The 20,722-nt window shown below is 62.1% G+C and carries 19 protein-coding genes; 12 read left to right on the forward strand and 7 right to left on the reverse strand.

Annotated features, from left to right (window positions below):
* The first annotated feature begins 150 nt into the window (after positions 1-150).
* Together AXK11_RS08540 and AXK11_RS08545 are read left to right on the forward strand one after the other, a co-directional pair.
* Entirely contained in the window at positions 151-1,302 is a 1,152-nt protein-coding gene (locus tag AXK11_RS08540; RefSeq protein ID WP_068631243.1) for an efflux RND transporter periplasmic adaptor subunit, read from the forward strand.
* A 25-nt stretch (positions 1,303-1,327) separates the two neighbouring features.
* On the forward strand, positions 1,328-4,468 hold the full coding sequence (locus tag AXK11_RS08545; protein WP_068631245.1) for an efflux RND transporter permease subunit: 3,141 nt from the start codon (positions 1,328-1,330) through the stop codon (positions 4,466-4,468).
* An 8-nt stretch (positions 4,469-4,476) separates the two neighbouring features.
* Here AXK11_RS08545 and AXK11_RS08550 read toward each other — a convergent pair whose 3' ends face one another.
* A complete protein-coding gene (locus tag AXK11_RS08550) occupies positions 4,477-4,962 on the reverse strand; it encodes a MarR family winged helix-turn-helix transcriptional regulator (protein WP_068631247.1) in 486 nt (161 codons plus the stop codon).
* 148 nt (positions 4,963-5,110) lie between these two features.
* On the opposite strand from AXK11_RS08550, the gene AXK11_RS08555 reads away from it, so the two are divergent.
* The gene (locus AXK11_RS08555; protein ID WP_068631248.1) at positions 5,111-5,995 is read left to right on the forward strand and encodes a DMT family transporter; all 885 of its coding nucleotides are present in this window, start codon (positions 5,111-5,113) and stop codon (positions 5,993-5,995) included.
* 77 nt (positions 5,996-6,072) lie between these two features.
* Positions 6,073-7,140: a class I SAM-dependent methyltransferase gene (locus AXK11_RS08560; RefSeq protein WP_197456861.1), complete on the forward strand. Its 1,068-nt coding sequence runs from the start codon at positions 6,073-6,075 to the stop codon at positions 7,138-7,140.
* A 45-nt stretch (positions 7,141-7,185) separates the two neighbouring features.
* On the opposite strand, the gene AXK11_RS08565 is transcribed toward AXK11_RS08560, so the two are convergent.
* On the reverse strand, positions 7,186-8,142 hold the full coding sequence (locus AXK11_RS08565) for a phosphotransferase family protein (protein ID WP_068631250.1): 957 nt from the start codon (positions 8,140-8,142) through the stop codon (positions 7,186-7,188).
* A 163-nt stretch (positions 8,143-8,305) separates the two neighbouring features.
* Between AXK11_RS08565 and AXK11_RS08570 the strand changes: the two genes are divergently transcribed.
* The 3 genes from AXK11_RS08570 to AXK11_RS08580 all read left to right on the forward strand — a co-directional run bounded on the left by AXK11_RS08570 (position 8,306) and on the right by AXK11_RS08580 (position 10,689).
* Positions 8,306-8,902 carry a transglutaminase-like domain-containing protein gene (locus AXK11_RS08570; protein WP_068631252.1) on the forward strand — a complete coding sequence of 199 codons (597 nt, stop codon included), beginning with the start codon at positions 8,306-8,308 and terminating at the stop codon, positions 8,900-8,902.
* Between the two features lie 69 nt (positions 8,903-8,971).
* Entirely contained in the window at positions 8,972-10,183 is a 1,212-nt protein-coding gene (locus AXK11_RS08575) for a CHASE3 domain-containing protein (protein WP_068631253.1), read from the forward strand.
* Positions 10,184-10,302: 119 nt separating this feature from the next.
* On the forward strand, positions 10,303-10,689 hold the full coding sequence (locus tag AXK11_RS08580; protein ID WP_068631255.1) for a response regulator: 387 nt from the start codon (positions 10,303-10,305) through the stop codon (positions 10,687-10,689).
* 92 nt (positions 10,690-10,781) lie between these two features.
* On the opposite strand, the gene AXK11_RS08585 is transcribed toward AXK11_RS08580, so the two are convergent.
* The 3 genes from AXK11_RS08585 to AXK11_RS08595 are packed head-to-tail and all read right to left on the reverse strand — an operon-like array spanning position 10,782 to position 12,538.
* On the reverse strand, positions 10,782-11,429 hold the full coding sequence (locus AXK11_RS08585) for a DUF799 domain-containing protein (protein ID WP_068631257.1): 648 nt from the start codon (positions 11,427-11,429) through the stop codon (positions 10,782-10,784).
* Positions 11,426-11,851: a DUF4810 domain-containing protein gene (locus AXK11_RS08590; RefSeq protein ID WP_068631259.1), complete on the reverse strand. Its 426-nt coding sequence runs from the start codon at positions 11,849-11,851 to the stop codon at positions 11,426-11,428. Before AXK11_RS08590 ends, AXK11_RS08585 begins: the two co-directional genes overlap by 4 nt.
* Positions 11,852-12,538 carry a CsgG/HfaB family protein gene (locus AXK11_RS08595; protein ID WP_068631260.1) on the reverse strand — a complete coding sequence of 229 codons (687 nt, stop codon included), beginning with the start codon at positions 12,536-12,538 and terminating at the stop codon, positions 11,852-11,854. It abuts the gene before it with no gap.
* 193 nt (positions 12,539-12,731) lie between these two features.
* Between AXK11_RS08595 and AXK11_RS08600 the strand changes: the two genes are divergently transcribed.
* Complete coding sequence (locus AXK11_RS08600; RefSeq protein WP_197456862.1) at positions 12,732-13,784, forward strand: Gfo/Idh/MocA family protein; 1,053 nt, start codon at positions 12,732-12,734, stop codon at positions 13,782-13,784.
* Positions 13,785-14,228: 444 nt separating this feature from the next.
* Here the strand turns inward: AXK11_RS08600 and AXK11_RS08605 are convergent, their stop codons facing one another.
* Entirely contained in the window at positions 14,229-15,773 is a 1,545-nt protein-coding gene (locus AXK11_RS08605; RefSeq protein WP_068631265.1) for a DegQ family serine endoprotease, read from the reverse strand.
* 630 nt (positions 15,774-16,403) lie between these two features.
* Between AXK11_RS08605 and AXK11_RS08610 the strand changes: the two genes are divergently transcribed.
* The 4 genes from AXK11_RS08610 (at position 16,404) to AXK11_RS08625 (ending at position 19,662) form a co-directional block, all read left to right on the forward strand.
* Positions 16,404-17,897, forward strand: coding sequence for a glycine--tRNA ligase (locus AXK11_RS08610; protein ID WP_068631267.1), 1,494 nt, complete (start codon positions 16,404-16,406; stop codon positions 17,895-17,897).
* Positions 17,898-18,342: 445 nt separating this feature from the next.
* Positions 18,343-18,963: a DUF4202 domain-containing protein gene (locus tag AXK11_RS08615; RefSeq protein ID WP_231865817.1), complete on the forward strand. Its 621-nt coding sequence runs from the start codon at positions 18,343-18,345 to the stop codon at positions 18,961-18,963.
* Positions 18,964-19,009: 46 nt separating this feature from the next.
* Entirely contained in the window at positions 19,010-19,240 is a 231-nt protein-coding gene (locus tag AXK11_RS08620; protein ID WP_068631269.1) for an antitoxin, read from the forward strand.
* A complete protein-coding gene (locus tag AXK11_RS08625; protein WP_068631271.1) occupies positions 19,237-19,662 on the forward strand; it encodes a type II toxin-antitoxin system VapC family toxin in 426 nt (141 codons plus the stop codon). The genes AXK11_RS08620 and AXK11_RS08625 overlap by 4 nt, the downstream gene beginning before the upstream one ends.
* A gap of 24 nt (positions 19,663-19,686) precedes the next feature.
* Here AXK11_RS08625 and AXK11_RS09920 read toward each other — a convergent pair.
* On the reverse strand, positions 19,687-20,722 hold a 1,036-nt coding region (locus AXK11_RS09920; protein WP_231865818.1), incomplete at its 5' end, for a hypothetical protein.

Here is a 20,722-nt window from a genome sequence, read left to right on the forward strand (position 1 = left end):
CACCCCAACGCACCCCGCGCAGCGAAAATCACAGCAAGCACGGAACAGTCCGCGCAAGATCCGGGCAGACGAAACAGCAGGTGATGGATAGACTCCCCTCCTCGATTCGCCCCCACCAATCCCATGCACGTAAACCCGCTTCGCCGTTTCATGAAAAACACTGCTTCAGGGCTCTTTGGTTGTGCCGTTGCATTGCTGGCGTTGTGTCTGTCTGCCTGCAAACCGCAATCGGTGGATAGCGGCACCGCTTCGCTGCCTTTGGTCAGCGTCGCGCCGGTGGTGGCCCGGAACGTTCACCTGTGGGACGAGTTCAACGGACGGATTGAGGCGGTGCAACAGGTGGCGCTGCTGCCGCGCGTGTCGGGCTATATCGAACAGGTGCATGTCCGCGAAGGACAAGAGGTCAAAGCGGGGGAGGTGCTGTTCACCATCGACCCGCGCGAATTACAAGCCCGCCTGCAACGTGCCGAGGCGGATTTGGCTCGTGCCCGCGCACAGGCGCAGTTGTCGGCGAGCGAGGCAGCGCGGGCGCAGACACTGGTCGAACACCATGCAATTTCGACCGAACTGTGGGAGCAGCGCCAAAGTATCGCCACGCAGGCACAGGCCGAAGTACAGGCCGCACAGGCAGCGCTGACGCAGGCGCGGCTCAATCTGGAATGGACACAGGTACGCGCCCCGATTGATGGCCGCGCCGGACGGGCACGATTCACGGTGGGCAATCTGGTCACGGCAGGTGATGCGGGCAGTGTGCTGACGACCTTGGTGTCGCAGGACACGGTGTACCTGTATGTCGAAGCCGATGAACGCCTGTGGCGGCGCACGGCCAATACCCGCACAAACGGGCTGCCGCTGCGCGTGCAGTCGGCGGGGGAAACCGGCGATTCGCATGCAGCGGTGGTGGATTTTTTTGATAACCAGGTCTCGCGCCAGACCGGCACCATCAGCATGCGGGCGACGCTGGATAACGCCACGCGGCAGTTCATCCCCGGCCAGTTTGCCCGCGTGCAAGTGCGAAGCAGCGAACCGTTCGAAGCGCTGTTGATTGATGACAAGGCGGTACTGACCGACCAGGATCGCAAATACGTCTTTGTGGTCGATGACGCCGGGGTTGCCACACGCCGCGATGTGCGGCTTGGCGAACGCGCCGATGGACTGCGTATCGTCCGTCAAGGATTGAACGCTGGCGAACAGGTGGTGGTGGGCGGCACGCAGCGCATTGCCACCGGCACACGGGTTCAGGTGCAGGCGGCAGAGACCACCGGAACCTCATCACCGCAGCACATCACTGCCTTGCATTGAGCACGATAAAGGGTCGCCACCTCATATGGATTTTTCGCGCTTTTTCATCGACCGCCCGATTTTTGCGGCGGTACTGTCCATCCTGATTTTCGCCGCCGGGCTGATTGCCATCCCGTTGCTGCCGATTCTGGAATACCCGGACGTGGTGCCGCCCTCGGTCATGGTGCGCGCCAATTACCCCGGTGCCAACCCGAAAGCCATTGCCGAGACCGTCGCCAGCCCGCTGGAAGAAGCGATCAAGGGCGTCGAAGACCTGGTGTACATGAAGTCGGTCTCCGGCTCTGACGGGGTGATGCAGATGCTGCTGACCTTTCGTCCCGGCACCGACCCGGATGCCGCCGCCGTCAAGGTACAAAACCGTGTCACCCAAGCCTTGCCGCGCCTGCCCGAGGATGTGCGCCGTCAAGGCGTGGTGACACAGAAACGCACGCCGACGTTTTTGTTGGTCATCAATCTGTATTCACCCGACGGTCGCTACGACGCACAGTATTTGCGCAATTACGCGCGCCTGCACGTCATCGATGCGCTGCGCGGCATCCCCGGTGTTGCCGAGGTGGACCCGCAAGGTGCGGGCGACTATGCCATGCGCGTGTGGCTCGATCCCAACCGCATCGCGGCGCTGGGCCTCACCGCAGGCGATGTGCTGGCTGCCCTGCGCGAACAGAACGTGCAGGTATCGGCCGGACAACTTGGTGCCGCGCCCATGCCCGGCAGCGAATTTCTGACCCTCATCAACGCACAGGGGCGTTTACAGACGGAGGAAGAGTTTGCCGCAGTCGTGCTCAAGGTGGGCGAGGACGGCGCACTGGTGCGGCTGCGCGATGTGGCGCGGCTGGAACTGGGTGTGGCTGATTATGGCGTGCGCTCGTTTCTGGACGAACGCGAAACGGTGGGGCTGGGCATCTACCAGAACCCCGGTGCCAACGCACTGGACATCCGCGATGCGGTGGTCGCCCGCATGCAGACGCTCTCGGCGCAGTTTCCCGAAGGCGTGGCCTTTGAGAGCAGCGTCTACGACATTACCGTGTTTGTGCGTGCGGCCATCGACGCGGTCATCACCACCTTGCTGGAAGCGGTCGCGCTGGTCGTGATCGTGGTGCTGCTGTTTTTACAGACCTGGCGCGCCTCCATCATTCCCTTGATTGCGGTGCCGGTGTCGGTGGTCGGCACCTTTGCCGCGCTGTACTTACTGGGTTTTTCCATCAATACCCTGACCTTGTTCGGGCTGGTGCTGTCCATCGGTATTGTGGTCGATGATGCGATTGTGGTGGTGGAAAACGTCGAACGGTATATCGCCCGGGGGCTATCGCCACTAGCTGCTGCGCACAAGGCAATGGGTGAGGTTTCCGGTCCCATCATCGCCATTGCGCTGGTGCTGTGCGCAGTGTTTTTGCCGATGGCGTTTTTGACCGGCGTGACCGGCGATTTTTACAAACAGTTTGCGGTCAGCATTGCGATTTCCACCGTCATTTCCGCCATCAACTCGCTGACGCTCTCGCCTGCATTGGCCGCGCGTCTGCTCAAACCCCACGATGCCCCCAAAGACCGCGCGACCCGCGTGATGGAAGCGACGCTGGGCTGGCTGTTTCGCCCGTTCAACCGCTGGTTTGATGCCAGCGCCCGTCGCTATCACGGCGTGGTGGGCAAGATGCTGGGACGACGCGGCGCGGCGCTGGCGCTTTACGTTGTGCTGCTGGCCGCCACCGGCGGGATGTTTCAGGCGGTGCCCGGCGGCTTCATGCCGATTCAGGACAAGCTGTTTCTGGTCACTGCCGTGCAATTGCCCGAGGGCGCATCCATTGAACGCACCGAACAATTGTTCCATCGCGCCATCGCCCACATCAACGCGCAAGAAGGCGTGCTGCACACCTTCTCGTCCGCCGGACGCAATGTATTTCAGGGAACGGCGACCGCCAATATGGGCGTGCTGTTCACCCAATTGCAGCGTCTGGAAGACGGTCGCACGCGCAGCGCCGAGGACATCACCGCCGCGCTCAATCGTCAATGGGCGACCTACACCGACGGGCAGGCCGCCACCTTCATGCCCGGCCCGATCCAGGGTTTGGGCAATGGCAACGGCTATCAACTCTTTGTGCAAGACCGCGAAGGTCACGGTTATGCCACCTTGCAGGAGGCGACCCGCGCCTTGCAGCAGGCGATTGCCGCCACCCCCGGTTTCACGTATCCGGTGACGAGCTATCAGGTCAACGTCCCGCAATTCGATGCCCGCATCGACCGCGACAAGGTCAAAACCCAGGGCGTGGCAATGACGGACGTGTATGAAACGCTGCAAACCTATCTGGGCTCCACTTACGTCAACGACTTCAACCGTTTCGGGCGCACCTGGCAGGTGATTGCGCAGGCCGACGCACCGTTTCGCCGCGATGTGCAGAACATCTTGAACCTCAATGTGCGCAACGCACACGGCCAGATGCTGCCGATCAGCACGATGGTGGAACTGCATCCCAGCTTCGGCCCCGATCCGGTGCTGCGCTACAACGGCTACCCCGCCGCCGACCTGACCGGTGCTGCCGACCCCGCCGTGCTGTCCTCCGCGCAAATGCTGGATGCCATCGATGCATTGGCCGAACGTGTGTTGCCACCCGGCATGCAGCTTGAATGGACGGAAATGAGTTATCAGCAGGTCACGCAAAGCAATACCGGGCTGATCGTGTTTCCGCTGGCCGTACTGCTGGTCTTTCTGGTGCTGGCCGCACTCTACGAAAGCTGGACGTTGCCACTGGCCGTTGTCCTGATTGTGCCGCTGTGCATGCTGGCCGCACTGGTGGGCATTTGGCTAAGCGGCGGCGACAACAATATCTTTGTGCAAGTCGGCTTGGTCGTGCTGATGGGACTGGCCTGCAAAAACGCCATCCTCATCGTCGAATTCGCCCGCGAACTGGAATTGCACGGCAAAGGCATTGTGGAAGCGGCACTGGAAGCCTGCCGCCTGCGCTTGCGTCCCATCATCATGACCTCGATTGCCTTTATCTCCGGCACCATCCCGCTGGTGCTGGCGCAAGGCGCGGGCGCGGAAGTGCGTTCGGTCATGGGCATGACCGTGTTTGCGGGCATGCTCGGCACGACGGTCTTTGGCCTGCTCCTGACGCCAGTATTTTACGTGGTACTGCGCAAACTCAGCAGGCGAAAACTGGTCTCGCAGTAGCCTTCTCGCTAAAGCCCAAGCGACTGCGTCAGTTTGCGCAGCAGCCCATCGAGCTGTGCCACCTCTTTGTCGGTCAAACCCGACAAAATCTGCCGTTGTGTGGCAACGTGCTCCACGATTCCCTGTTCGATCCGCCGCAAGCCTTTCGGCGTCAAACGCACCAAGATTTTGCGCGCATCCTCCGGGTCGGGAGCGCGGCGGACGAAACCGGCCTTTTCCAACTGGTCAATCCGGTTGGTCATCGTCCCTGAGGTAATCATCATCGACGCCAGCAGATCGCCCGCAGACAGCGCATAGGGCGGGCCGGATCGCCGCAGTGCAGACAGCACATCGAAGCCTGCCATGTTTAGACCGAAGGTCGCAAAGGTCTGCTCTTCGAGGGCATGAATGCGTTTGACCGCCCGCGACAGCCGACCAATCGGCGCCATCGTAGCCACGTCCAGATCGGGGCGCGCGGCACGCCATTGCTCGGTTACCTTGTCAACTTGATCCATTTTCCCGTGGTACTACCACACCTATATCTTGACCCCAAGATAAATTCAGGAAAATCATCTTAACATCGAGATAAATCCACCGTGCCCGGTTTTCGGGGAGGAGGCGGTATCCCGTCCGCCACAATTTTTTACCCAAGGTAATTGCCCGATGAATACAGATCACAACAAACGCTTGCTCGGTTGTATTGCTGCCGCCGCTGCGTCGGTGCTGTTTGGCAGCAATTACTGGGTGATACACACGTTCTTGCCTGCCGATGCGCCCTTGTGGGGATCGGCACTGCGAGCGGTGCCTGCCGGGATTGCCCTGCTTTTGATCGCCCGCCGCTTGCCCGAGGGGGCGTGGTGGTGGCGCTCTGCCGTCCTCGGTTCACTGAATATGGGGCTATTCTTCCTGCTGATCTTCATTGCCGCGCAACGCCTGCCTTCCAGCATCGCAACCTCCATCGGGGCGCTCAGCCCTTTGATGCTGGCAGGCGCTGCGTGGTTGCTGATCGGCGAGCGGGTCAACGCCTGGTTTCTGGGCAGTGCCGCCATTGGTGTTGTCGGCGTCGTGTTGATTGTGGGGATGGCGAGCGGAACCATTGATGCATCAGGCGTTGCCGCCTCATTGGGCGCCACCGCACTCATGGCGGTCGGCGCGGTGCTGGGCAAGCGATGGAATGATGGCACGCCCATCCTTGCGACAACAGCCTGGCAGCTTGTAGCAGGTGGGGCGGAACTTCTGGTCGTCGCCGTCATCGTCGAGGGGGCGCCACCTGCCGTGAGCAGCAGTGCCGTGATTGCATTCGCCTATATCAGCCTGCTTGCAACCGCCTTCAGCTACGTGTGCCTGTTTACCGGATTCAAGTATTTGCACGCAGGCACGGTGGGCATGATCGGTCTGCTGAATCCCGTCACGGGGGTGCTGCTCGGTGTGTCGGTGGCATCCGAGAAGTTGACAGTCACACAGGGTATCGGCATCGCGCTGGTGCTGGTGAGCATTGTGCTGGCGCAAAACACGCAGGGAAAAAAGCCTGCTGTCACAGCGTCATAGCAAAGGTGAAACCTGGTCTCATTTTTGCTTTATGCCAGAGATGGGGCCGCCATAAGAGCCCGCGCAATCGGCACGATTTGCGCCAGATTGAGGTGACGATGATGAACTTCCGCACAAGCCATCCCTTGCAGCCTTTCTGGAATCTCGCGGCTGCACCGCTCCAATCCCAAGCGCTGGATTTGGCGCTTCAGCATCACCTGTTCGCGCTGCTGGAAACGCCCAAAGGGGCCGCGGACGTCACCCGCCAACTCGACCTGACCCCGCCCGGCGCAGTCGTCTGGCTCGACCTCCTTTGGAGCATGGGGCTGCTGGAACGGCATGTGCCCGCAGCAAAAGGAACCGCAGAGACGCGGTACAGTGCCTCGCCGCGGGCGGCGCGGTTTTTCGTCGAAACGTCCGGCGATAACTGTGCGCAGGCCTGGCAGTACCGGTGCCATTTTCTCACGCGCGTATCGACGCAGCTGGAAGCCTTACTGAAAAAGGGCGGCGCCCCCGACCAGGGCGCGGCGGCCGGGGTGGCGGCACCAAAAGGCACCTGGGCGCAGGCAGCGCGCGAGCAGATCGGACAGGAGCAGCGTGCCGTGACAGTGCCTGCGGTGCGGCGGCTTTTCGCAGCGCTGCCGCCACTCCCCGAGCGGGGGCGCTTCCTTGATCTCGGGGCCGGTGCGGGCCACATCGGCCTTGCCTTGGCACAGCAGCTCCCGGGCTGGCGAGGTGTGCTCTGCGACCAGGCAGAAACCGCCGAAGTCGCACAGGAAAACATCCGCGCGGCGGGCCTCTCTGATCGGGTCGAAGCCCTGGGCTGCGATGTGAACTGCGACTCCATCGGGAGCGGCTACGACCTGATTTGGTGCTCGTCGGTCCTCCATTTCCTGAGCGCGCCGCAGGCCGCTGTGCGCAAGCTGTTCGAGGCGCTCAATCCCGGCGGGATGCTGCTCCTGGCGCACGCCGAGCTGGCGGATGATGCCGAACTCGCGGCCCGTGTGCTGCCGTTTTACGCACCGATGATCCTGCGCGGCCACTACCTCCCCGCGTCGGGCGAGCTCGCACAGTGGATGGCAGACGCGGGATTCCGGGACATCCGTGCACTGGGCCGGGCCGATTTCCCGATGGCTCCAGTCTGGCTCCACCTCGGCTATCGCTGAAGGAGCCAGCGCGCGCGCAGAGGCACGCCGCCCCGCGATCATCCATCACAACCAGCGCAGAAACTCGGCCGTGCTCCAGCGCCGCAACGCCTGCCCGGCGGTGTCGCCCAAGTGGCCTGTCCAAACTTTGCAACTCGGGCCCACGAGGCGGTAAAGCACCTGAAACCCGAGGTGGATGCGCAGCCGCCGCCAGAGCGCGGGATCCGGATCGCAGCCGCGCGCCTGACAGTACTTCGCCCATGCCGCCGTGATGACCGGCTCGGGATCCGCCGCGGCGCGCAGTTCGCGGATGACGTATTCGCTCAGCAGGTAGGCCAGATCGTAGACGCCTTCACCAAAATGGCCCTGCTCAAAATCGATCACTGAAACCCCATCTTTGCCGATCAGGATATTGCGCGAGTTGAGGTCGCCATGCACCGGCTCGGCCTCCTGTTGCAGGTAGGCAGCCACAAAGTCTCTGGCCGCCGCGTGCAAGGCTGGCGGTACCTCGACCAGCAGGCACGTGTATTGCAGGTCGACCTTGAACGCCTTGAAGGGACGGCTCGCCGCCAGAAGGGGCGCGCGTGGTGTCGGCGCAAGGACATGCAGCGCCGCCTGCCAAGCCACCACCGCATGCAGTGCCGCATCGGTGTCGCGATCTTCACCCCACAATGCGTCGTAGAGCGGCGCGCCACGGGCCTGCTCCATGGCGATGAGGTCGAGCTCAGGTTTTACGGAAATCAACGCGGGCACCGCCACCTGTGGTACCTTGGTACTGGCACGCAAGGCGAGCTCGTGCCAGCGCGCGGCGACCAGGCAGCGCTGCGCCGCGCTCGTCGGAAGGGCCGGAAAATCGCCAGAGCTTGCCGCGTCGGTAAACCGCTTCAGGTAGGCCGTGCCGGCGGGGGACTGCACTTGCAGCACGCGGTTGAACAGGCCGCCCGTGGCCGGTTGCAGGCGTTGCGGAGCAGGCCAGAGCTGCCGCGCCACGGCTGCCATTTCAGGGTCGAGGGTGAGAGGCATTGGCCACGGACGCTTTTCGAGAGCTGGGGAGCTTGCAATTGCCGAGGATCGCCGCGCGGGAGGGGGCGGGAGGGCGGGGCGTAAACCCGCGTAGCACCGGTGCCACGCCTACCTAAGTAAAACTTCTCGATCTTGCGCGCCGGAGTGGCTGGACTGCGCCACCATGTTGCCGCCGCTCCCCTGCGCCCAACTCAGCCGCTGCCGCGTTTTATCGCGGCTTTTTCTTTTGCTCCTCCTTTGCGCGGCGCTGGCGCCCCTGCGGCTCGCGGCTGTCACGCTGGACGAGCTGCTGAATGACCCGCACATGACACCGAAGCGGTTTGCGAATCACTTCACCGACTTCCGCTTCGATAGTGACCCCTTCTTCGATGTCATAAACCCCAACCAGTTTCTCGCGCAGCAAGCGGGCGACTGTATCGACTACGCCGCACTCGCCGACTACGTGCTCAAGCACCACGGCTACCACACCCGCCTGATCCGCGTGGAGATGGCGGGCAAAAACGTCGGCCACGCCATCTGCTACGTGGACGACGAGCGCGTGTACCTCGACTACAATAACCGCCGCTACTTCTTCAACCTCACCCGCTCGAAGCCCCGCATCCGCGAAATCGCCACCAAGGTCGCCGCCTCCCTGCGGGCCAACTGGACGATCGCCCAAGAGTTCACCTTCAGCTACGACGACTACCTCAAGCGCGCCGTGCACACCGTCGTCAAAGTCCGCCCCGCCCACCTCGACCCCGACGCCAAACGCGACCCCTGACGCACGCGCCCGTACGCAAGCACACAGCGCCCCCCTTCGCCCGCCACCTCATTTCGCCGCACTCCCCACATGAAAGACACCACCCTCCAACGCCTTGCCTATGTCTTCCTCTTTGTCAGCGCGATCCTGATCAGCATCGCGCTACTCGCCGTGCGCAACATCCGCTCGACTGCCGAAGCCAGCGACTGGGTAAACCACACGCACTCGCTCATCGACCGGATCGACAACGTGCGCAGCGCCCTCCTACGCAGCGAAGCCACCCTGCGCGCCTACGCCGCCACTGGCGAGTCGGGCGACCTCATCACCCTGAACCGTGCCCTGGGAGACCTGAGCGGCGAGCTCGACCTCGCCCTGCTCATGAGCAGCCCCGACACCGAGCCCGAGCAATACGCACGCCTTCAGGAAATCCAGAGCCTCAGCCAGGCCCACGCGCAAAGCACGCGCGCCGTCATCGCCGCCCGCCAGGCCGGCGAGCCCCACGAGCTGCGCAAGCAGATGGACGCCTTCACCCGCTCACCCACCGCAGGCACGATCGAGCAAGGCCTCGGCTTCGTGAAGTCCCAGCTCCTTAAACTGCTCAGCGAGCGCGACACCGCCCTCTACCTCCAGGTCCAGTCCACCCGCTGGGCCATCTGGTCCGGCGTCGGCGTCGACCTGCTCCTGCTCGTCGGCGCCGGCTGGCTCATCCGCGACGACCTCGCCCACCGCCGCCGCGCCACCCAAGCCCTCGAAGACGCCAACGCCCAACTCGAAACCAAAGTCGCCGAGCGCACCGCCGAGCTGCTCGCCGCCAATGAGCAACTCTCGCTCGACAACCTGGAGCGCCAGTGGGCCAACCAAGCCCTCGAACACCAGCTCCACTACAACCACCGCATCGTCGAGTGCGTGAGCGACCTCGTCGTCGTCCTCACCAAAGCCGGCCACATCACCCGCGTTAACACCGCCGTCCTGCGCCACAGCGGCTGGGACAGCCCCGACCTCGTCAAGCAGCCCTTCGGGAAACTCGTACGGCTGCTGGGCGGCGCTCCTCACGACGGCTCCGCCAGCCCCCCCCCTGCGGACGGCTCCGGTGCCCCTCACGGCAGTGCCGACGAAGGGCAAAACAAACGCATCGCCGAAGCAATGAAGGCGGGCCGAGACCTCGTCGACCAGCCCGCCCTCGCCCTCGCCCGCGACGGCCGCAGCGCCCCCGCACGCGCCTCGCTCTACCCGCTGCGCGACCAAAACAAAATCATCGGCGGCATCCTCACCCTGCGCCTCAACGATAGCCCCACCGCTTAAGAAAAACGCACACCACCGCACTACGCGCCCACCCCTTCTACAACCCCCCGCCCCTCTGCCCTATGTGGCGTACACGCTTCAATTCGCCACATAACAAACAAACCTAAGCTCCCTCCCTCGTGAAACCGCCCTACCTCCTCCTCATCGACGACGAAGCCCCCATCCGCGAACTCCTCAGCCGCTTTCTCACCAGTAGTGGCTACCGCGTCGCTACCGCCGCCAGCGTCCACGACGCCCTGCGCGAAGTCCGCCAAAAGCCCCCCGACCTCATCGTCTCCGACCTGCAACTCGAAGACGGCGACGGCTTTGAGATGATCAAGGAAATCAAAACCCTCTGCCCGCAGACTCCGATCATCCTGCTCACCGGCGTCCTCTTCGAAGGCGACGTCATCGACAAAGTCCTCGCCGACCTCATCGACCGCTACCTCGAAAAAACCACCCCGCTGGCCCAAATCGCCGCCACCATCCGCGAGCTCCTCCCCCCAGCAGCCGAAGCCGAAGCCTAGCAAGGCAGCCACACACAGGGGCCGGCGAACCGGCCCAGATGGGGGCGGCAGCGGCGGCGGGCCGCCAACGAGCGGCGCGCAAAATAAAAGAGTCAACGACTCCGCCCCGCTTTGCCTTCGGGGTCGAGGCGCGGGCCGGGGAGCACTGCGCGCTGCGGGTGCAGGTAGAGCTTGTGCAGGGCTTGCTGCGAGGCGGGCCACGCACGGTCAGTTACTGTATTCACGATCTGTTGCACGACAGACTCTACAAGCGCACCTAAAAGGCCACTGCTCGAAGTGGTACTGATCGATTCCTGAACACGATTTTCCCAGAGCAACGTTCCCGTGCGCAGGTCGACCAACCGAGCCGCAGCAGTAATCTCCACTACACTGTTAATCACCATATAGCGCGCACCGTATTTCTCGATCTCAATATACAAAGCAGCATCGGCGCCGAAAAACTCGATCAGTTTCTCTGGAGGCACAGCCTGAATATCTACGGCCTCGGTCAACCCGTTTTGATAGAAGACCTCCATCATATTGGTCACGGGCACGACATAGTATCCCGCCTCGGCCAGCGGCTTGACCGAGGCACTGAGCACGGCGGGCATCGCCTTCACATCCACTGAGCCGTTAACAGGTGGCAGTATCAAAATCGAGCTGGGGCGGTGCTCCCGAAACGCCGTATAATCGGGCGGCGAAACACAGCCCGCGAACAACACAACCGCGCCAAGAAATGTAGCGAGTAAACCGCGTTTCATAAAGCCTCCTCTCCACTGACTTGCGCACGCGGGATCTCATTTCGCGCTCGCTGGATAAATCGCTGGCCTTGTAGTGACTGTAACAAGAAATCCATAAACGGGGTTGATTCGGGGAAGGCCGCTTTTTCCATCTGCCAATATTCTACGGCCTTATCGAATTGGCCGGCCTGCATATACAACAGCCCCAGGTGAGCCTGAAATCCGGGCGGCAGGTCATGCCCTTTGGATATCGCGCGCTGCACATCTTCCTCCATCGCGCCGGAGACATCTCCGCTCTCCGGCTCATCTTTGAGCCACGCGTAAGTAACATCGGGGAAGCTCCCCCAATGATACAAGCTGCGCTGGGTCGCACAGCCTGCGAGAAACAGGAAAGAAAGTGCGGTGAATATAAACACCGCACCACGAGCTTTAAGTAACTGCATTTAGAGCCTCCACCCGCCGTTTTCCAGTCCAGTAATAAGGCCATCGACCGCTTCGCGGATAGAAAGATCGAGAACTTTTCCGGTAAGTGTAGCATCGTAGCCGGCGGTACCGCCAAAGCCGATCACCTCGCGGTTGGAAAGTGAGTACTCGCCCGAGCCAGAAGCCGAGAAAACGACTTCAGAGGTGTGTGTATCGACTACGTTGAGGGTGACTTTTGAATAAGCGACCTGCTTCTTGCCGCGGCCGAGTACGCCCCAGAGTTGATGGTCGCCGTGTGCCTTGCGGCCAAACTCGGTGACGTCTCCCGTGATCACATAGCGCGCGCCTTTGATCTGGGTTTCCTTCTTGTTAAATCCGGCTTCTTGCGCGATTTCCGACAGGTTGCTGCGGTCGAGGACGGAGAAACGGCCCGTGCGCTGCAAATGGCCGATGAGGATCGTTTGCGCCTGGCCGCCGACCCGATCCTGGCCATCGGAGAAAATGCCGCGCATGTACTGGCTGAGGTTGTCAAACTTGCCCACGGAAATGGGTGCACGCTCGCCGCGGTAGCTCCCCGCGCTCGTCGCCGCCCGGGTTTGCTGCACCTCCAGGGCACGCGAGCCTTCGGTGGCACAGCCGCCGAGAGAAATTGCGAGGAGCAGGCCAAACCCTGCCAACAGGGGTTCACGCAAACGGGGAGTATTCATATGTATAAAATGCAGAAGGCCGTCTTCGTGTACTCCACACCTGTCCATGTACACAGAGGTGACACCCTGTATATTTCGCACCCCTTGCGTATTATCCGCAGATAATCCGGGGAAAACGCACTCGCCATGCTGCGGCTTGGGAGGCTCATTCGTGGCCTCCCCTTTCCCCACCCCCGATCCCCCCCTGCCCTTTATGTTAAATGTAGCCGTCATTGGATGTGGCGTCATCGCGCAGCAGCACCTGCGTGGCCTCGCCAAACTGGACAACGCACGCGCGGTCGCCGTGTGCGACGTGCGCCCCGAGGTCGCGCAAAAAACCGCCGAGACCTTCGGCGTGCCGCGCTGGAGCACCGAGGCCGGCGAACTTTTCGCCGATCCGCAGGTGCACGCCATCATCCTCGCGCTGCCCACCAACCTGCGCACCCCGCTGGCGCTCGACGCCTTCAAGCACGGCAAGCACGTGCTCGTCGAAAAACCCGTCGCCATGAACGCCGCCGAGGCGCGCGCGCTCGTCGCAGCGCAGGGCGACCGCGTCGGCGCCTGCTGTTCCTCGCGCTTCCGCTCCTTCCAGGCCGCCAAGGCCGCAGCCGACCACATCCGCGCGGGCGGCCTCGGCACGATCCGCACGATCACTTGCCGCGCCGTCTTCAAGCCCGCCGACGAAGCCCCGACCAGCCCGCCGCCCGTATGGCGGCTGCGGCGCGACCTCAACGGCGGCGGTATCTTCGTCAACTGGGGCTGCTACGACCTCGACTACCTGCTGGGCCTGCTCGACTTTCGGCTCACCCCGCAGTTCGCGCTCGCCCGCGCTTGGCCAGTGCCCGACGCCTTCAGGGCCTACGCCGCCGAGGGCTCCGACGCCGAGACACACATCGCCGCGCTCGTCACCTTCGCCGAGGGCTGCGTGCTGACCTACGAGCGCGCCGAGTTTTCCTCGCTGCCGCCCACCACCGTCTGGCAAATCTGCGGCGACAAGGGCTCGCTCGACCTGAAGATGCTGCTGCCCAAAAAAGAAAACGTGGTGCTCACCGAGCCGCGCGCAGGCGGAGGCATCCAGAGCCGCGTCCTCTGGGAGGGCGACGAGGGCGGCTGGGGCGCCGAACACGACGCCGTCGTGCGCGACTTCGTCGACGCAGTCGTCCACCAGCGCAAGCCCAACACCACGCTGGAGGATGCGCTGCTCTTCGCCCGCATCGCCGACAAGCTCTACGAGTCAATCGACACCGGCGCCCCCGCAGCCTTCTGAAAGGCGAGTCCCTCTCCTTACCGTTTTTTTCCACTACGCGTGGAGCGGGGTCGCAGACCCTTTTATTTTGCGAGCCGCTCGTTGGCGGCTCGTCAGTGTCTGCTGTCGGGCGTTCCGCCCGACGAACAAGCCGCACAGTTGAATGAGTCTGACCTCCGTTCAGACGGAGATTTAACCCGTCAACTTTTTCGCCGCGCCCCAATGGGTACGTGCTCCATCCGCATTTGATGAAGCTCCTGTCCCTGTCGTGAAACGACAGGGGGGATATCCCGTTAAATTTGCGATTTTGCTCGGGCGCTCAGCGCACGGGCAAAATCGCAAATTAAATGGCACGTGGCGCCACGCCACCGCCCCACGCGTAGTGGAGTCTTCGACTCCTTTATTATGCGAGCCGCTCGCTGGCGGCTCGTCAGCAGTGGCCTGTTTCCAATAACAAGGAGGTCCTTAGGCGCCTTCGTTGATGACGAGGTAGCGGCTGAGGCCGGCGCGCCAGATGAGCACCAGGACTTTGGGGCCTTTGAGTGATTCGCTCAGGCGGATGGCTTCCTCGGCGTTGCGCACGGGGCGGCGGTCGAGGCTGAGGATGATGTCGCCCTCGCGCAGGCCGTCGCGGGCGCTGGCGCTGTCGGGATCGACCTGGGAGACGAAGGCGCCTTCGATCCGCTCGGGGATGCGGTAGCGGCTGCGGAGCTGCGGGGAGAGGTCGGTGACGGCCACGCCGTTGAGGACGCCGTCTTCGTTGCCCGGGCTGAAGTGCCCATCGGCGAGTTCGCGGCTGGACAGCTCGCCGAGCGCGAAGCTCACGCTCTGCGCCTCGCCGTCGCGCATGAAGTCGATCGTGACCTCGGTGCCGGGGGCCAGCCGCACGATGGCGAGCTGGAGGCGGCGTGAGTCGGCGACGGGCTGGCTGTTTACGCGGGTGATGATGTCGCCGCTCTTGAAGCCCGCCTTATCTGCCGGGCTGCCGGTGGTGACTTCGGTGACGAGCGCGCCTTGCTCGACGCCAAACTGCACGGCGAGATCGGGGTCGAGCGGCTGAGTCGTCACGCCCATGAAGCCGCGGCGGATCTTGCCGGTGGCGACGAGCTGCTCGGCGAGCGTGCGCGCAAAGTTGATGGGGATCGCAAAGCCCACGCCGTTGAAGCCACCGCTGCGGCTGAGGATCGCGGTGTTGATGCCGATGACGCGGCCTTGCGAATCGACGAGGGCGCCGCCGGAGTTGCCGGGGTTGATCGCGGCATCGGTCTGGATGAAGTCTTCGTAAGTCTCCACGCCGAGGCCGCCGCGCCCGAGCGCGCTGACGATGCCCTGGGTGACCGTCATGCCGACGCCGAAGGGATTTCCGATGGCGAAGACGGTGTCGCCGACTTCGAGGCTGTCGCTATCGCCGAGCGTGGCGGCGGGCAGCTCGCTGGCGGCGATTTTGAGGACGGCGATGTCGGTCTTCGGGTCGCGGCCCACGACTTCGGCTTTGAGCTCGCGGCGCGGCTCGCCGTAGGCGACGCGGACTTCGTCGGCACCGTCCACGACGTGGTTGTTGGTCAAAATATAGCCGTCGGTCGAGATGATCACGCCGGAGCCGAGCCCCTGCGAACGCTGCGCAGGGCCGCCCCGACTGCCGCCGCGCCCGCTGCCCGCGCCGCCCTCTTCGTCGGGGTCGCCAAAGTCGGGCAGGCCGAAGAAGCGGCGGAACTGCGGGTCGTTAAAAAAGGGGGCGAGCTCGGGACGAGGCTTCAGGATCTTGGTCGTGAAAATGTAGACGACACCGGGGGAGGCTTTTTTGACGACGTTGGCGTAGCTGACGCGCAGCGCATCGTCGCGGTCGAGCGGGGTCGAGTCGGTCTTCAGCGTGAGCGGGGCGCGGGAGGATTTTTCGGATTTGCCAGCCTTCTTGTCGCCGCCCGCCGCATGGAGCGGAGCCGCCGCACCAAGCACGGCGAGGGCAAACAGGAGCGAAACGAGAACGCGAAGTGGGGATGTTTTTTTCATGAGCACTGTTTTTTTGGAAAAAGGGTGGGAGCCTTTAAGAACGAGAGCCCCGCTGTGACTGATTCGCAACCGATCTGTTCCATCCAGTCTTCGCCTGTTTTTTTTGATCGGGCCCCACTACGCGTGGAGCGGCCCTACGCGGGCAGCGGCGGGCAGTGCCCGCTCCCATTCACTGTGCGGCTTGCGAGCCGTGCGTTCCGCACAACTCACAAGCCGCACAGTCGGGAACTACCCGACCTAGTTTTACCCGTTGGGGGCGTTTTTTTTGGTTAACATACAAACGTTGTGCTCAGTGTCAGAGCAGCCCGTGAACCCAAAAACTCGCCCCAACGGGTTTCCGTTTCATTCGCGCTTTTGGCCTTCTTCCTGTCGCAACGCGACAGGGAGGTAAATTTGGGAATCGGCCTCGGCGCGTGGCGCCGAGGCCGATTCCCAAATTCAATGGCAGTGGCGACCCGCCACCGCCCCACGCGTAGTGGCAGCGAGAAAGGGTCTTAGGCCCCTTGACCGTGGGGAGTGGGGGTGCCATTGCTCGCGGCTATGCCTGACGACTCCGCCAACGCATCCACCGCCACCGCTGCCGCCACGTCAACGAGCGGCGCACCCGTTGCCCCCGGCGCGGCGCCCTCGATGGAAGCCATCGCTGCGCTGTGCAAGCGGCGCGGCTTCATCTTTGCCTCCTCGGAGATTTACGGCGGCTTTAACGGGTTCTTCGATTACGGCCCGCTAGGCGTGGAGCTGAAGCGCAACATCCGCGACTGCTGGTGGCGCGACATGGTGCAGCGGCGCAACGATGTGGTGGGCATCGAGTCCTCGATCATCATGCACCCGAAGGTCTGGCAAGCCTCGGGCCATGTGGACGGCTTCACCGACCCGCTCGTGGATTGCAAAGCCTCGAAACAGCGCTTCCGCGCCGACCAGCTTTTCTTCGCCGCAGTCGTCGTCGATGGGCAAGTGCGCGGCTACGTCTCCGCGCTGGAGGGCGACGACACCGCCGGCGCGCTCCAAGCCGCCGCCGAAGCGTTCAAGCGCAAGCACGCGATCCAGGGCGCACTCGCACCGGTCGAGCCGCACGAGTTTACCGAGGCCAGCGCCGAGCAAATCCCGCAAATCCCCTCGCCCGCCACCGGCGAGCCCGGGAGCCTCACGCCGCCGCGCGCGTTTAACATGATGTTTGAGACGCAGGTCGGCGCACTGCGCGACGGCTCCTCGGTCGCGTACCTGCGCCCCGAGACCGCCCAGGGCATGTTCGTCGACTTCAAGCCCGTCGTCGACACGGGCCGCGTGAAGCTGCCCTTCGGCATCGCGCAGGTCGGCAAGTCGTTTCGCAACGAGATCACGCCGCGCAACTTCATCTTCCGCTCGCGCGAGTTTGAGCAGATGGAGATGGAGTACTTCATCCACGAAGACGCCGATTGGCAGGCCCACCACCGCGAGTGGATCCAGTGGTGCTGGGATTGGCTGAAATCAATCGGCCTGCCCGAGGCGCAGCTCTCGCTCTATGATCACCCGAAGGAGAAGCTCTCGTTCTACTCGCGCGGCACCACCGACATCATGTTCCGCTACCCCTTCGGCGTGCAGGAGCTGTGGGGCATCGCCGCGCGCGGCAACTACGATCTCAGCCAGCACGAGCAGGCCAGCGGTGTGCCCCAGGCGATTTTCGACGAGGCCACGAAGAAAAAATTCATCCCGCACGTCATCGAGCCCGCAGTCGGCACCGACCGGATCTTCCTCGCCGTGCTCTGCGCCGCCTATGCCGAGGAGCAAATCACCGACGAAAAGGGCAACACCGACACCCGCACCGTCCTGCGCCTGTCACCGCGGATCGCTCCCGTAAAAGTCGCCATCCTCCCGCTGCTTAAAAACAAGGACGCGCTCACCGAGCGCGCCCGCGCACTCTACAAAAGCCTCCAGCGCCGCTACGCCGTGTTCTACGATGAAGCAGGCGCGATTGGCCGCCGCTACCGCCGTCAGGACGAGATCGGCACGCCTTGGTGCGTCACCATCGACTTCGACACCGTGGAAAAAGACGGCAGCTTCACCCTGCGCGAACGCGACTCCATGCAACAACACCGCATCAGCGAAACCGAGCTCCTCGACCTCCTCGACCGCGAAGTGTACTGAGGTTGTAGGGCCTGCGCTTCTCCACTACGCGTGGGGCGGGGTCGCAGACCCGTTTACTTTGCGAGCCGCTCGTTGGCGGCTCGTCAGTGTCCCCTGCCATTTACATTGCGGTTTGCTCGGCGGGCGTTCCGCCCGCCCGGCAAACCGCAATGTAGGAAATACACCCGCCCTCCGGTCGGGCCGGAGATTTAACCCGTAAACTTTTTCGCCGCGCCCAAATGGGTATCCGCTCCATCCGCGATTCAGACTCCTTCCCCTGTTGCGAAGCAACAGGGGGGAGGTTCCGTTAAATTTGCGATTTTGCCCGGGCGCGCAGCGCACGCGGCAAAATCGCAAATTCAATGGAAGTGGCGACCCGCCACCGCTCCACGCGTAGTGGGTTCGGGTCAAAAAAGCGGTCGAAGGGCAGGGCTATTTTCTCCAAGAAAATGGCGCGACCTTCACCATGACCATGACCCCAGTCCCAAACGCTTCCGAGCTCTTCCCGGTTTTCTTGAAACTGCGCAGCGCGATTGATGCCGCGCACGAAGCCGATCCCAACCGCACGCCCGATGGCCGTACTGCCGAGCTCGTCTACGCCGACCGCATCGAAGCGTGGATCGCCCGCCTCGTACCCGACGCGCCCGCGCAGCTCCTGCTCGCTGCGCGCTGCCAGCACCTCGAACGCTTCCTGACGCCCCGCAGCAGCTATCCCGAAGGCCGGGGCGGCTACCTCCAGTGGCGCAAATTTCTCCACACAAAGCAGGGCGAGCGCGCCCGCGAACTCGCCCTCGCTGCCGGACTTCCCGAGCCGCTCGCGGCCGACATCGCCCGCTGGGTGAGCAAGACCGACCTGCGCAAAGACAGCGGCTCACAAGCCCTCGAAGACGCCGCCATCCTCGTATTTTTGGAAAACGAAATCGGCGCCTTCGCCGCCCAGCACGCCGATTACCCGCGCGAGAAGTTTCTGGATATTCTGCGCAAGACATGGCGCAAACTCAGCCCCGCCGCCCAACCCCACGCCCGCAGCCTGAAGCTGCCGCCCGCAATCGCCGAGCTCGTCCACGCCGCCCTTGCTGAAGAGTGAGCCACGCCAATTGACAGGGTGAGGCCATGCGCGCAAGGTGCGCGCCATGAAAGTTACGGCAAAAGTATTTAAGTCGGGCAACTCGTGGGCAGTGCGGCTGCCCGCTGCGCTGAAGCCTCAAGCTAAAGAGCTGTTTATCGAAAGGCGCCGCAATGGGGATATCATCCTCTATGACGAAAAATTGCGTAAAGAAGCGCATGCTCGACAAATGCAGGCACTGGAAGAGTTGATGGCCAATCCGGTGCTGGGAAAAGATGAACCCACTCCACGGTTATGATCCGCGACTCCTCCGAGCTATACTTCCTGGACACAAACGCAGCATCAGCGTTTATGCGCGGCAAGGATGAGCTGTTGGTGCGACTTGTGCGTCATTATCGGGAGCAGTTGCTGCTTTCGTCTATCGTGTGGAGTGAACTGGAGTTTGGAGCACAAAAGCATCCCGAGCGGCGTAAATATACAGATAACCTTATGCGGCTACGCGAGTGTATCGCAGAGGTGGAGGTATTTGATGAACTGGCCGCCAGAGATACAGGAATGGTGAGAGCTTATTTGGAGCCCCGAGGGATGAAGATAGGGCCAATTGATTCGTTGATTGCGGGCCATGCGTTGTCGCGCATGGCAGGAGTCATCACGCACAATGTAGGAGAGTTTTCCCGAGTTCCCGGTTTGCCCGTTATCGATTGGCAGGCGGCAGGATAAGGGGGGGCACACGCTGGCGCTGACTTATTCCCCGGGGCAAGTGCGGCGGCATTTACGCCGCCTCCGATACCGAGCAAACCCGATCACCCCCAACATCAGCCCCGCGCCGTAGGCCGCAGGCTCGGGCAGCGCACTGATTTCCCAATAGTCTTTGTTGTAGTCTACGAGGTGGATTGCATTAGAATCATAACCCGCAAATTGCATCCGCTTCAGCGACTCCTGGAGGTGCTTACTGTCTCGCCGCACAAGAAGATGATCACGCCCCCATTCCCACTCTGTAACAGATAGCATGCTATCCGCCTTAACCTCCAGATCATCCAGGAAAAGATGCCTCTGCCCGTGTATAAAGTCTGGGCGGCCACCTTCGAAACTAATCCCCCCACGCCCCTCTATTACTAATCGATGAAATACCTCTTCTATATTCTCAGAACTTTGTCTAGCAAAACGCAATGAAGAAGTTGCAGCATAGCCTTTTAAATGAACTGTCGATGAGTCGGCAATCTGATTGCTTAGAAAAATCTCAAGACTCCCACCATTCTCTATGTAAGCATCCCCCTGAATTGCCGTAGCTCCCTTTTCTTTTATAAGGGAAACCAAATTACTCCCTCTGACATAAAGGTCTCCGGTAAATAAATTAGACTCGCTCCCATCAATCTGAACTATGCCGTATCCGCTCCCATGATCTCCTGAAACGATAAGGTTTACCTTTCCCTGTGCATTATCTGCAATAATAGCGCTAATAGCCAAGACATGAACGCTGCTCAAATTATTATATATATTTAAGTCAGAGTAAGTGGCTGTTAACTTTCCGCCCCCTATATACGAATCAATATAGCTATAAACATGTATCCCTTCTCTGTTCACAGCTAAGGTTTTCCCATTCAAGTTAACTCTTGAACCTCCTTGATTCGGTTCGTAAATATGCAGCCCGCGTACTTCCCTGTCTGCTGTCAAGTTAACTGTCCCAATTACCTCCGCGGCTTTATCTTTCGTCCATAGTCGCTCATCCGTTATTCCATATTGATTAATGCTACTAATGCTCGGGGGGGGGGGGGGGGAG

The organism is Cephaloticoccus primus, assembly GCF_001580015.1.
Taxonomy (GTDB): Bacteria; Verrucomicrobiota; Verrucomicrobiia; order Opitutales; family Opitutaceae; genus Cephaloticoccus; species Cephaloticoccus primus.

Coding starts and splice junctions, on each gene's coding strand:
- AXK11_RS08540 (WP_068631243.1), top strand. CDS start 151: ATGAAAAACACTGCTTCAGGGCTCTTTGGTTGTGCCGTTGCATTGCTG.
- AXK11_RS08545 (WP_068631245.1), top strand. CDS start 1,328: ATGGATTTTTCGCGCTTTTTCATCGACCGCCCGATTTTTGCGGCGGTA.
- AXK11_RS08550 (WP_068631247.1), bottom strand. CDS start 4,962: ATGGATCAAGTTGACAAGGTAACCGAGCAATGGCGTGCCGCGCGCCCC.
- AXK11_RS08555 (WP_068631248.1), top strand. CDS start 5,111: ATGAATACAGATCACAACAAACGCTTGCTCGGTTGTATTGCTGCCGCC.
- AXK11_RS08565 (WP_068631250.1), bottom strand. CDS start 8,142: ATGCCTCTCACCCTCGACCCTGAAATGGCAGCCGTGGCGCGGCAGCTC.
- AXK11_RS08570 (WP_068631252.1), top strand. CDS start 8,306: ATGTTGCCGCCGCTCCCCTGCGCCCAACTCAGCCGCTGCCGCGTTTTA.
- AXK11_RS08575 (WP_068631253.1), top strand. CDS start 8,972: ATGAAAGACACCACCCTCCAACGCCTTGCCTATGTCTTCCTCTTTGTC.
- AXK11_RS08585 (WP_068631257.1), bottom strand. CDS start 11,429: ATGAAACGCGGTTTACTCGCTACATTTCTTGGCGCGGTTGTGTTGTTC.
- AXK11_RS08590 (WP_068631259.1), bottom strand. CDS start 11,851: ATGCAGTTACTTAAAGCTCGTGGTGCGGTGTTTATATTCACCGCACTT.
- AXK11_RS08595 (WP_068631260.1), bottom strand. CDS start 12,538: ATGAATACTCCCCGTTTGCGTGAACCCCTGTTGGCAGGGTTTGGCCTG.
- AXK11_RS08600 (WP_197456862.1), top strand. CDS start 12,732: ATGTTAAATGTAGCCGTCATTGGATGTGGCGTCATCGCGCAGCAGCAC.
- AXK11_RS08605 (WP_068631265.1), bottom strand. CDS start 15,773: ATGAAAAAAACATCCCCACTTCGCGTTCTCGTTTCGCTCCTGTTTGCC.
- AXK11_RS08610 (WP_068631267.1), top strand. CDS start 16,404: ATGGAAGCCATCGCTGCGCTGTGCAAGCGGCGCGGCTTCATCTTTGCC.
- AXK11_RS08615 (WP_231865817.1), top strand. CDS start 18,343: ATGACCATGACCCCAGTCCCAAACGCTTCCGAGCTCTTCCCGGTTTTC.
- AXK11_RS08620 (WP_068631269.1), top strand. CDS start 19,010: ATGAAAGTTACGGCAAAAGTATTTAAGTCGGGCAACTCGTGGGCAGTG.
- AXK11_RS08625 (WP_068631271.1), top strand. CDS start 19,237: ATGATCCGCGACTCCTCCGAGCTATACTTCCTGGACACAAACGCAGCA.